The 12,200-nt window shown below is 53.3% G+C and carries 10 protein-coding genes; 3 read left to right on the forward strand and 7 right to left on the reverse strand.

Annotated features, from left to right (window positions below):
* The 4 genes from VEI96_06725 to VEI96_06740 form a co-directional block, all read right to left on the reverse strand.
* Window positions 1-694: uroporphyrinogen decarboxylase family protein (locus VEI96_06725; GenBank protein ID HXX57677.1), on the reverse strand; the 694-nt coding region annotated here is incomplete at its 3' end.
* Window positions 685-1,056 carry a hypothetical protein gene (locus VEI96_06730; protein ID HXX57678.1) on the reverse strand — a complete coding sequence of 124 codons (372 nt, stop codon included), beginning with the start codon at window positions 1,054-1,056 and terminating at the stop codon, window positions 685-687. The genes VEI96_06730 and VEI96_06725, both read right to left, overlap by 10 nt.
* Before the next feature lie 131 nt (window positions 1,057-1,187).
* Entirely contained in the window at window positions 1,188-2,075 is an 888-nt protein-coding gene (metF, locus tag VEI96_06735) for a methylenetetrahydrofolate reductase [NAD(P)H] (GenBank protein HXX57679.1), read from the reverse strand.
* Between the two features lie 5 nt (window positions 2,076-2,080).
* Window positions 2,081-2,602, reverse strand: a complete 522-nt coding sequence (locus VEI96_06740) for an OsmC family protein (GenBank protein HXX57680.1) — start codon at window positions 2,600-2,602, stop codon at window positions 2,081-2,083.
* A gap of 124 nt (window positions 2,603-2,726) precedes the next feature.
* Here VEI96_06740 and VEI96_06745 point away from each other — a divergent pair, with 124 nt between their 5' ends.
* Window positions 2,727-3,626, forward strand: coding sequence for a GTP-binding protein (locus VEI96_06745; GenBank protein ID HXX57681.1), 900 nt, complete (start codon window positions 2,727-2,729; stop codon window positions 3,624-3,626).
* Here VEI96_06745 and VEI96_06750 read toward each other — a convergent pair.
* Together VEI96_06750 and VEI96_06755 are read right to left on the reverse strand one after the other, a co-directional pair.
* Window positions 3,621-4,973, reverse strand: a complete 1,353-nt coding sequence (locus VEI96_06750) for a sigma-54 dependent transcriptional regulator (GenBank protein HXX57682.1) — start codon at window positions 4,971-4,973, stop codon at window positions 3,621-3,623. The two genes, VEI96_06745 and VEI96_06750, sit on opposite strands and share 6 nt — an antisense overlap.
* Complete coding sequence (locus VEI96_06755) at window positions 4,951-7,473, reverse strand: GAF domain-containing protein (GenBank protein ID HXX57683.1); 2,523 nt, start codon at window positions 7,471-7,473, stop codon at window positions 4,951-4,953. The genes VEI96_06750 and VEI96_06755 overlap by 23 nt, the downstream gene beginning before the upstream one ends.
* A 246-nt stretch (window positions 7,474-7,719) precedes the next feature.
* On the opposite strand from VEI96_06755, the gene VEI96_06760 reads away from it, so the two are divergent.
* Both VEI96_06760 and VEI96_06765 read left to right on the forward strand, forming a co-directional pair.
* Window positions 7,720-9,162: a DegQ family serine endoprotease gene (locus VEI96_06760; GenBank protein ID HXX57684.1), complete on the forward strand. Its 1,443-nt coding sequence runs from the start codon at window positions 7,720-7,722 to the stop codon at window positions 9,160-9,162.
* A 185-nt stretch (window positions 9,163-9,347) separates the two neighbouring features.
* Window positions 9,348-10,454: a DUF362 domain-containing protein gene (locus VEI96_06765; protein HXX57685.1), complete on the forward strand. Its 1,107-nt coding sequence runs from the start codon at window positions 9,348-9,350 to the stop codon at window positions 10,452-10,454.
* Between the two features lie 4 nt (window positions 10,455-10,458).
* On the opposite strand, the gene VEI96_06770 is transcribed toward VEI96_06765, so the two are convergent.
* On the reverse strand, window positions 10,459-12,200 hold a 1,742-nt coding region (locus VEI96_06770; protein ID HXX57686.1), incomplete at its 5' end, for a 3'-5' exonuclease.

Below are 12,200 nucleotides of genomic sequence, written 5' to 3' on the forward strand. Positions count from 1 at the left end.
CCCAGTCGCTCATCTTCTTGAGGGGCGGCACCGCAAAGCGCGACATCTGTTTTGGATTGATTAAGTCACCCGATGCGGTCGGGTCGGCGATGCTGAGCGCCTCCATCCCTTCGTTCACGAGAGGCTCGTAAAGCTTAATGAGGAGGTCGGCGCAGAAATCTACCATCTTTTCGACGAAGGCCGGCTTCTTGAAGGTATACTTCATGAAGGCTTCTTCACCGACGAATCTCGCGGCGAGCGTGAAGGGACCCCAGCAGGTCATCGTGACGAGATACTTCTTCCCGATCTTCTCCCTGACCCTGTTTGTCGCATCCAGCACGGTCTTGATAACAGGTTCCTTGAACAGGTCGTTCATGTCGAGCTTTGCGATGTCTTCTTCACCGTGAACAAAGTGATCGGTGATATCGGGCGCCCCGATCTCGCGGTATTTCTCGCCGACGCCGTACTTCCTGCCGAGCGCTATCGCATGGAAGTTGTTATAGCCGGAGCCGACGTAGACGACGTCACTCCTGATCTTTTCCGCCTCAACAACGCACATGTCCGTCATCTTTTCCGCATTAAGCGCCAGTGCTTCAAAGGTCGTGCCGTAATCCTTGATAGACCACATGCCTCCTCCGAAGACTGTCACCGGCACTCTCTCTGCCTTGCCTCCTGCAAAGGCCTTCAGAATACTCTCCCTCGGGGTCATTGCCATGTTCTTCCTCCTTGATTTTGCGAAATATTACTGATGCGGTTCATAGAATGAAAGACCTGTCTGAATTCCTCAAGGTCAACGGGCGCTTTCACGCTCAGGGCGCCTTCCGCGCAAGGGTGGCCGCCGATAACAAGCACAGGCACGTCGGGAAGGATCGTTCTGAGGATGCCTACGATTTCCTCTGCGGAGAGGCCAAAAGATTCGGAATCGATGATAACGGTCGAGTAGCCCTTTCCCAACGCCCTCTGAATGACAGAAGATCGCTGTTCGACGACTTCTATGCTATACCCTTCATCCCTCAATATTCCGTAGAAGCTCTTCATGAGGAGCGGGTTATGGGTACAGAGGAGGATTTTATTCACGGGTAGACAATAGCAAACCATGTGCCAGGAATGAAAATCTGAGAAACCGCATGGTTGGCTCTTCTTCCGATTCAGAAAAAGTATACGAAGACGATCCGCTGTAGAAAAATACCCCACAGGTTGGGGAAACTTTACCCAGATTGTTTCCGAAGAAATCGGCTGCCCAGGGCGTCGAGTATTTCGCCTACCGAATCTGCCCTATTCATCGTGTAAAAGTGAAGATACCTGACGCCGCCATCGAGAAGGTCCTCACACTGCCGTACGGCGTATTCCACGCCCAGTTTCCGCATCTCCTCGGGCTTATCGAGGAGAGGTTCCATCTTCTTCTTGATATCCTGTGGTATCGTCGCATTGCAGAAATCGGCAAACTCTTCGATCTTCCTGCAGTCTGTGATCGGCATGATGCCCGGCAGGATCGGTATCGTTATCCCCTCTTTTGCGGCCCGATCGAGAAAATCATAATAGTATCGGTTATCAAAAAACATCTGGGTGATCGCGAAGTCGGCTCCTTCATCGATCTTCGCCTTCGTATATTCCATATCTTTCTCGATGCTCGGCGATTCCTGGTGCCCCTCGGGGTAGACCGCGACTGCTATCGAGAAATACTTGCACCTCTTGATGAACGCGACGAGGTCACGAGCGAAGCGAAACTCACCTTTGGCCGGATCGAAGTCGGCAACGTCCCGGGGAGGGTCACCGCGCATGGCCAGGATGTTGTCGATGCCTGAAGCCATGTAGTCTTTGAGGAGGGCGTCTATCGATGATGTGGTGGCCCCGATGCAGGTGAGGTGAGACATTACCGTGAGGTCCGTCTCTTCCTTTATCCACTTGAGGGTGGTGCCCGTTCTGTCCCTCGTGCTTCCGCCAGACCCGTAGGTGACGGATACGTAGAGCGGGTCATACCGCTTCAGCGCATTCACGACGTTCATGAAAGGGCGTCTCGATTCGACGCTCTTCGGCGGGAAGAATTCGAAGGAGACTCTTTTCTCGTCCCCCTTGAACTTATCACTGATCCGCATGCCCTTCAGCCCTTCGTAACGGCAATCTCGCCAGTCATCTTCACCGGTCGCAAGAGACTGTCAACAACAGGGCAATGGGCGATTACCCTCTCTGCGAGGTCCCGCACCTTTGCTTCATCATCAGGTGACTCTATCGTGAAAGTATAGCGCAGGTCCTGAAAGCCCGGGGTCACCGACTCGTCGACCATGAAGAGCCCCCTCAGGTCAAGAGTGCCTTCGACGTTCGCTGAGAGGGCATTTATGGTGAGTCCCTCGTGTACCGCAAACTCATAGAATGCTGCCTCGATGCAGGCGGCCACAGCAGCGAGCAGCAGCTCTATAGGGTTCGGTGCGAGATTGGTGCCGCCGGCTGCCTCTCCGTAATCGGACTTGACAAGATGCTCGCGCACGACCGTTTCCGTATAAAGCCCCTGGATGTGTTTTGAAGAGACCTTCGGCTTGTAGATCGCACATTCAGGCTTCTTTTTGAAGAAGTCGACCCTCCTCGCCACAACCTCCTTCAGATCCCTTTCTTTCTCACTTTTCATCTCTTCTCTCCTTCCTCAATTGATGATACCTATACTAACAAAAAGGGCCCCGTTTAAGAATAGAGGGTATTTTCAATCGGTTCCATTTTGCTTTTAGAGGAGAAATGAAATATTATACAGAAGGATGAAAACAACGATCGTATGCGGTTTGTTAGGGGCCGGGAAGACAACCTTCATCCGGCGTTATGTGAGGACCGTGACGGGCAAGACGGTCGTCCTCGTCAACGACTTCGGCAAGACGGGGATCGATGGAGAGATATTTTCCGTCGACGGCATCGAATCGATAGAACTGCCGAGCGGGTGTGTCTGCTGCACGCTCAAGTTCGATCTTATCACGACGATAGAAAAAATCAGAGATACCCTCTCGCCCGAGAATCTCCTCGTCGAGCCGAGCGGCGTGGCCTCTCCTTCCGGAGTCCTCGAAGTGTTCGGCAACCTCAACGTCGGCCCTGTTACCGTGGTCGGACTCGTTGATGCCACAGAGTTCCTGGAACTCTACGAGTCCCAGATGTACGGAGCCTTCTTCGAAGATCAGATCGTCAACTCCGACATCCTGCTCGTGAACAAAGTCGATATTGCTGACGAAGAGAAGATATCGGGAACCATCAGCCTTGTCGAAGGTATGAATCCCGGGGCGATAATCGTCCGTACCGTCAATGCCGTTCTTGACTACCCTCTCCCCGCGGTAACGGGAAATCGTCGACCCGCGATTGTGCGGAATCCCCATTTCGCGTTTGATACCTTTTCCCTGATGCTGGAGGGGGAAGGGCCCTGCCCATTCTATGAAGATTTTTTCGAGGATATGGCCAGGGGAATGTACGGAAATATCGTGAGGGCAAAGGCCCTTGTCCAGACGGCAGAAGGGCCTTTCAGATTCGACCTTTCCCTTGGAAGGGTGGACCATATCCCCTTCGGGAGTACCGTCAGCGAGAGTCGCCTCGTGATTATCGGAAGTGACTTGAGAAAAGAGGGCATCGCGGAGAGACTAGCCCCCCTTTTCCGTTCCCGGCAGCAGGTGCTATAGTCTGTTCTTGAAGGGGATGTCGATGCCGTATCTCTTCAGCTTCAGATAGAGGGTCTTTCTGTCGATGCCGAGTACCTGGCTCGCCTTTGACTGATTGCCGTTCGTTTCCCTGACGACCCTGAGGATATACTCTTTTTCCATCTCTTCCAGTGAAGGGTGAAGACTTCTCTCTTCCGCCGCCGCAGCAGCCGGAATGGCGAGGTCTTCCTTCCCTATCTCTCTGTTGTCGCAGAGAATGACCGCCCTCTCAAGAACGTTTTCGAGTTCCCTTACGTTTCCGGGCCAGTCATACTTATGAAGCATGAGAAGGGCCTCCTCCTTAATGTTGGCAATCGGCTTGAATAATTTCCTGCTGTATTTCTTCATGAAGTATTTCGCGAGTTCGGCGATGTCCTCTCTGCGCTCCCGGAGCGGTGGGATCGCTATCGTGATGACATTCAACCGGTAATAGAGGTCTTCCCTGAATGCACCGGCCCTCATGATCCCGTTCATATCCTTGTTCGTCGCTGCAATTACCCTCACATCGACCTTGAGCGTCTTGTTGCCGCCGACCCTTCTGAACTCCCCGGAATCGAGGAAGCGGAGAAGTTTCGCCTGAAGGCCGAGCGGCATCTCTGCTATTTCATCAAGGAAGAGGGTTCCCTTGTCGGCGACCTCCACGATGCCGTACTTTGTCTGGTATGCGCTCGTGAAGGCGCCTTTCTCGTGTCCGAACAATTCCGATTCGATGAGGGACTCAGAAAGGGTCGCGCAGTTGAGGGCGATAAAGGGATAACGGTTTCTCTTGCTGTAATGCCAGATGGTATTCGCGATGAGCTCTTTTCCCGTGCCGCTCTCACCTTGAATCAGCACTGCGGAATCAGTCGGCGCAATCTTCTTGATGAGCGAGAGGATGTTTCTGAGGTGAGAACTGCTCGCAATGAATTCAAAGGGTGATTCCTGCCTGATCAGTTCCTGCTGGAGCAGGTGATTTTTCATCATGAGCTGGCCGTATTCATAGGCCCTGTTGATGATGATCACGAGTTCATCGAGTTTGTAGGGTTTCGTGAGGTAGTCGTATGCCCCGTGTTTCATCGCTTCGACCGCCGTCTCTACCGTTGCCTTGCCCGTCAGTACGATAATGACAGGAGATGCGGGGTCCTGTTTCAGTTTCTTCATGAGTGAAATGCCGTCAACGCCGGGCATGATGATATCGAGGAGAACGAGATCATAGACGTCACTCGAAAGCAGCCGGAGCGCCGTTTCCGCGTCCGGTGCCACTTCGACGAAAAAGCCCTTTCTCGACAGCTCTTTCTTGAGGAGCCTCCTGAAGGGCTCCTCATCGTCAATAACGAGAAGTCTGGTCATCGGAACGGTCAGGTCCTGCAGGTAGCTTTATGATGAAACGTGTTCCCCTGCCGACTTCGCTTTCCACATCGATGGTACCGCCATGCTCTTCGGCAATCTTGTGACAGATCGAGAGCCCGAGACCGGTACCTTCTCCGACGGCTTTCGTCGTGAAAAAAGGATCGAAAATCTTATCAAGGGCATCGCCGGGAATCCCGATGCCGGTATCGCTGATGGATATGGTGACCGTATCAATCTCCGTCTTTACGCCCCGGCTCTCGTCGGTGCAGGTCTCGATGACGATGCTCCCTCCTTCGGGCGTGAAATACATCGAGTTTATGATGATATTCATGAAGAGCTGCCTCAGACTCCCCGGGTCTGCCGCGATCTTCGGAAGATCCCTGTTCAGCCTGAGTTCCAGGTTGTGTTTCAGACGCGCCGCCTTATGGTTGACGAGGAGAATCACTTCCTTGATGAGTTCGTTGACGTCGAGCCTGCGGAAGGTCCCCCCGTGCGGTCTTGCGAATTCGAGAAGACTGCGAAGAATCTCTTTACACCGGAACATCTCGCTGTGGATCGTATCGAGATATTCGGGAAAATCTTCAAACTCTTCCACGGCGAGGAGCCTTTTCTCTTTCGCCCTATCGAGAAGCGCCTCAGAATAGCCGGCAATGATGCCGAGGGGATTGTTTATCTCATGGGCGATGCCGGCAACAAGGGTACCGAGAGAGGCGAGTTTGTCGGCGCGTATGAGCTGCTGTTCAAGCCGTTTGCGCGATGTGACGTCCTTCAGATAATGAACGACAGCATAGAGCTGCCCGTCGTTGTCCATGAGGGGATAGGCCCAGAAGTGAAAGATGTTTCCGCCTGCCCCTTTGACCTCCTGGAAGGAGGGTCTCTTCGTCGAAACCGTCTTTCGGCAGAGGCATTCGGAAGGATGTATCCCAATCCTGCTCAGGACTTCCCTGCACTGTTTTCCTGCGACCTGAAATGCGAGAAGCCCCGCCTTCATGAAAAGCGTCTTATTCGCCCGGATGATGCGCTGTCTGTCGTCCTCGATCCATACCATATCGGTGATGGCATCGAAGGTCTTCTCCCACTCCTTCTTCTCCCTCGATATCTCTTCAAAGAGGAAGGCGTTCTCAAGCGCGATCGAGATATGCTTCGCAACGGGAAGCAGTATCTGGAGGTCTTTTTCGGAATACTTCCGCGGTTCCGTGCTGTCGAGGTTGAAGACCCCCATTATCTTGTCCTGAAAGAGGGGGATACTGATCGTCGACCTGATGCCTTCGCGGAGGAGTTTCTCGTCAAGGGGGAAGCGTATCTCGGATGCCAGGTCCTCGTTAATGAGGGGCAGGTTATTCTCTATTACCCAGCCGGCACTTGTCGTTTCGAGGGGGGCCTTGACGCCTTTCTTCAGGATCGTCTTCATATCCGTATCCAGGGCAAGGATAATAAGGTTCTTCGCCTTTTCGTTATAGAGGAGAAGGCTTGCCCTGTCATACACGATGAGTTTCCGCAGCTCGGAAACCATGATCCTGAATACGGTCCCGATACTGAGGCTCGAATTAATGATGCCGCTGACCTCATTGATGAGTTCGACCTGTCTCATCTTGTCGCGCAGCTGAGCGATCAGTTTTGAATTCTCGATGGCGACGCCGAGTTCACTGGCTATTATCTTAAGAAGTTGAATGTCGAGAGAGGTAAAAGAAGTTCTCTCGCCAGACCCGAGACCGAGAACCCCGAGCATGGTCCCCTTCGAGGTTATCGGGACACCGGCCATGCTCTCTATCGTGGGGTCCCTATAGAGAACCCTTGGGTCTTCAGAGGCCTTCTTCACGAGGAGCCTCCTGCCTGAAGCAAAGACCTTCCCGCTGAAACACTCGCCGGGTTTCAGGCGACTCACATCCCGAAGAAGGGCTTTTGAGAGTCCGCGGTGGGCAGCGAGACGGAGTTCCCCGGCCTCGTCATCCATGAGATAGACCCATCCCTTATCGACCCCCATCCGGGACAGCAGCATCTGAATGGTTTCCTCCAGGATCATGCCGATGTCGGTGTGCCTCGTGAGAATCTTTGAAAAGGTATTAAAGATAGAAAGCTCTTTCGACCTCTGCGAGGCCCGCTGCTGGAGCTTCTTTTGCGTTGATATGTCGTGCATGATGACGACCTTCCTGTCCTTTCCGTTATAGGGGACGACGGAAACACGGGCAAAGAAGAATTCGCCGTTCTTCTTTTTGCAGAGTGACTCAAAATGCGTTCCCCCCGTCGTCTCCTTCTGAAGGTGTTCATGCGGACCAAAATCGAGAAGAGTCGGAATCTCCGGGCGCAGGTCATTGCCGAGGGATATGAGTTCCCCAATGTTCCTGCCTATAATGTTATCGGGAGAGTAAAGGAAGACCGTACGAGCGGTAGCGTTGAGTGAAACAATTTTCGCGGTCGCATCGAGAATGAAGGCAGGCGTGGCCAGGGAGTCAAAAACGTCTAAAATTATATCGGTTTTATTATCGATGAGCACAGCCATGATACTTCAATTACTATATCACACCTAGTGCGTATTAGGCCGCCGTGTATCGGTGTAACCCTGTTCTGAGGGCGCAACGGTGCCGGGGAATCCTTTCAACGAGTCAGGGGACCTGCTATTGACACGACGGGAGATTTGTTTTAGATTAAGCAAAGCTGATCACGGGGCATTTCGGCGTCGCCGACATGCCTCTCTTGTTTGGTCGAAATATCGTTAGAAAATGAGAAACGCGGAGTGAGGTCTGCCATGCACAAGAAACGGATGAAAGGTTTTGCATTAGCGGTGTTAGCTGCTTTCCTATTCTTCTTCATGTCGGGGGTATCTGGCCATGGGGCGTCTTTCTGGGATACGCTCCCGCCGTCAGACACCCTCAAGGTTGTTCCCTTGACGAATGAGACTGTCGTGAAGCTCGTCGAGATGCTGAAACCCGCTGTCGTGAATATCAGTGTGACCCAGACGGTCAAGTCGGAGGGCGCACCGCAGGGATTCCATTCCCCTTTCGGAGATGACGAGTTCTGGAAGAGATTTTTCGGCAATCAGGAACCGCGGGAATTTAAGAGAAAGGGGCTCGGCTCGGGGTTTATTATCGGTAAAGAGGGGTATATCGTGACGAACAATCACGTTGTCCAGAAGGCGAACGATATCACAGTAATTCTTTCCAATAAGAAACAGTACCCTGCCAAGGTCATCGGTTCTGACCCCAAGACCGACATCGCCCTCATCAAGATCGAAACGGAAGATCCTCTCACGGCTGTTCCACTCGGAGATTCCGACAAATTGAAAGAAGGAGAGGCGGTCATTGCGATAGGCAACCCCTTCGGTCTCTCGGAGACGGTGACCGCAGGCATAGTCAGCGCAAAGGGCAGGGTCATCGGAGCAGGTCCCTATGACGATTTTATCCAGACAGACGCCTCCATCAACCCGGGAAACAGCGGCGGACCTCTCCTGAATTTCCACGGGGAGGTAATCGGTATCAATACGGCTATCATCGCGTCCGGTCAAGGAATCGGTTTTGCCGTCCCGATTAATATGGCGAAGGAGATACTCCTTCAATTGAGGGACAGGGGCAAGGTTACCCGGGGGTGGTTGGGCGTCTCGATTCAGGAAGTCACCCCGGATATCGCGAAGTCCTTTGGTCTGAAGGAAACAACTGGAGCCCTTGTCTCTGATATTGTTCCCGATAGTCCTGCGGAAAAGGCCGGGTTCAAGAGAGGAGACGTCATTCTCGAAATGAACGGAAGGCCGGTCAGAGACTACCATGACCTGCCGCGCATGGTCGCTGTCATGAGCCCGGATGAAAAAGTGACGTTCAAGGTGCTCAGGAACGGTAAAGAGGAGACGATAACAGCGGTCATCGGCGAAATGAAAGAGGGAGAGGGCGGCCAGCCCGGCCGGGACGTACTGAAACAGATGGGCATGTCCCTGCAGCCGGTCACCCCAGAAATAGCGAAGGAATTAGGGATGAAGAAGACTGAAGGGATCGTCATTACGAACGTCGAACCGAACAGTACGGCGGTAGAAGCCGGAATCCAGAGGGGGGATGTCATCCTCGAGGTGAACCGCCAGACGGTAAATACCCTGAAGGATTTTGATGACGCCGTACAAAAGGCAGGAAAGGCGATCCTCTTCCTCCTCTACAGAAGCGGTGCCACTTTTTATGTAAGCCTCCAGATCGCCGACCAGAAATAGCGTACCAGAAGGCGATACGTGATATTCTCTTCAATGGGGGACGTCGGAGAAGACCTTCGACGTCCTCCATTTGCTTTCTCAGGCCTTCTCGCATTTCTTTCGGTAAGGCGAATGGTCGGAATTGTGGCCCGTTATGTATCGTCTCCTCTGTCCGCTCATCCGATATCCGTTTACCATGGATTGAGATGTCAAGGGTCATCCTAAAGAATGCGTCTTACGAGTACGAAATTCTGAGGTCGAGGATTTTTGAGATCCTAGACGGCCTCGGGGATGAGAGGATAGGGAAGGGCGGGACTGTCCTCATCAAACCAAACCTGCTCGCCCCTGCTCCGCCCGATAAGGCGATGCTCACGCATCCCCTCGTTATTAGGGCTACTGTTGAATACGTGCTCGAGAAGGGCGCCAAGGCGCGGATTTCGGATAGTCCGGCCATCGGCTCTTTCGAAAAGGTATTGAGAGAGAGCGGAATCAGGGAGACCCTGAGGGGCCTAGAAGTGGAATACCGGGAATTCAGACTCTCAGAAACTGTCGCTATCGGTGCGCCCTTCAAAAGCATAGAGATTGCGCGGGACGCCCTGAGAGCCGATACCCTCATAAATCTCCCGAAACTCAAGACGCACACCCAGATGCTCCTTACCCTTGGGGTAAAGAACCTCTTCGGCTGCATCGTGGGCTTCAGGAAGCCAGAATGGCATTTCAGAACAGGAGTCGATCGAGAGATGTTTGCGAAGCTGCTCGTTCAGATCAATGACATTCTAAGACCCCCTATTACCATTCTCGACGGCATAGTTGCCATGGAGGGCCAGGGACCGGGAAGGGGCGGAACGCCGACGGATTTAGGAGTTCTCATCGGCAGCGATAGCGCCGTTTCTCTGGATATTACGGTCTGTGAAATGCTCCGCATCGATCCTGACAGATTGCCGACGAATAAGGCCGCTCGGGAGATGGGGCTGGCTGACGACAGAATCGAGAGGGAGGGAGACCTCCCGGAGGTCAGGGGATTCAAACTGCCCGAGATAACTCCGCTCGTTTTCGGCCCCCGGAGGCTGCACGGCATCATGAGGAGACATCTCGTTCAGAGACCGGTGTCCGATAAGGCACTCTGCAGGCTATGCGGGGAGTGTTGGAAATACTGTCCGGCCGAAGCGATAACGTCCGATCGAAAGAAGCTCAGATTTGATTATGAGAAATGCATCCGATGCTATTGCTGTATAGAGGTCTGCCCCCATGCCGCCCTCAGAGCGGTCGAGACGCTGCCGGGAAAAATAGTAAGAAAGATGGTGAAGCGGTAAAGGGTTACACCTCGACCAATTTTCGTTCGTGGGTGAAGAAAAGGTAAGCCCGCGTCCGAAGGTTGAAGAGGTTTTCTACCGCCTGCCGGTAGATATTCATCTGGAACGAGTAATGCTCTCGCAACCCCGGTATTTCCGCATCCTTGACGGGATAGGTCTTATAATCGTAGAGAAGTGCGGCCGCACCTCTGATAATAACCCGGTCGATCCGGCCCCGGTAGATCGTGTCGTCTCTTTCGAGAATAAAGGGCAGCTCCGCGAAGGATTGGTCCCGCGGGAGGATGATCTCCCTGAGATAGCCCGAGACATCAAGTTTCCGGATATCGGAAAGGATGATCTCCTTCATGGCACCAAGCGCTCCATCCGACATCGTCTCGCTTCTCAGGATGTCGAGTATCTTGGTCTCTACACTGCCCATATCGACTGCTCCTTTTGAGATGCCCTCAAAGAGCCGGTGGAAGGAACGGCCGAGAATGACCCAGTCTTCGCCGTGTTTCCGTCTCACGGAATCGACCTCCTCAGTGACATCGAGCCAGAGAGAAGAAGGCTTATAGTCCAGGGGGTTAATGAAGACCGTTTCACGCTCTATCGATGATTCGGGCGCGACGCCGTGAGGGCTACGATATACTGACGGTGAAGGCGACATCGCAAGGTCTTTGGCGGTAACCCTGGTTATTGTAAAAAGCTCGGTCTTCGGATCCCTCTCGTCCGGAGCGAGATGAAAGGCATCCGCCAGGTAGGAGAGCTTTCCGGAGAATCTTTCCTTCCTGACGACCCCTGACATGCAGAGGTAGTCCATCGCCCGCGTGGCCGCGACATAGAAGAGCCTCTTTTCCTCCTCGAGAGTCTTCTCCCGCTCTTTCCGGAAGAGGGGTAATGTCTTTCGTATCTCGGAATCATCCTCGTATCCGATAACGATCCTGTCCCCGTCCTCGTCCATGACGATGGAATTGCCGACCCGGGCCTTGTTTTCCTCGTCGAGACAGGGAAGAAATACCATGGGGAACTGGAGACCCTTCGATGCGTGTATGGTCATGAGTCGCACCGCGTTCATCCCTTCCGTAGTGACATTTGCCTTCGGTTCATCAGCACGTGTTGAAGCCCTCATGATCTTTTCTCTGATCTCGAGGCCTGTGAACCCCTTCGATTCAAACTCTTCAATGAGACTGATGAATTTCTTCACGTTCCGGTATCGCTGCTTTTCATGGAAACATCCCCAAACCCCGGAATCGGCGAGGATCTCTTCGAGAACCATTGCATAGGGGATCTCCCGAGCTTTTTTGAGCCACCGGTTCAGCGAACCGAATATCTCCCGGAGTCTTTCTTCCCCTGCGTCCGGCCCTTCATTCCAGAGGCTTGTCTGAAGGGGGACTTCCGATCCGCCCTTTCGCGATCGTGAATCAAGAGCGGCATAGACTCTGCTGAGCGGGAGATTGCCCGGGACCGTATCCTTTATGAGTTCGACGAGTGAGCCGTAATCCACTCCGAAGAGAGGAGACCTGAGGACATTGAAGAGACTGTAATCGTCGGCCGAATCGATGAGGAAGAAGAGCAGGTCCTTGAGAATCGCTATCTCCGGTGTGTTGTAGAAGCCTATACCCTTCACAACGACAAAGGGGATATCCGCGCGTCGCAATGCGTCCTCGAAGGACGTCAGATGGGTCCGGGATCTCAGGAGAACAGCCATATCGCCGTAGCCACAGGCCCTCTGCAGGCTGCCGTCAAAAATCCTGTATCTCCCCTGTA

It is taken from the genome of Thermodesulfovibrionales bacterium (genome assembly GCA_035622735.1).
GTDB lineage: Bacteria > Nitrospirota > Thermodesulfovibrionia > Thermodesulfovibrionales > UBA9159 > DASPUT01.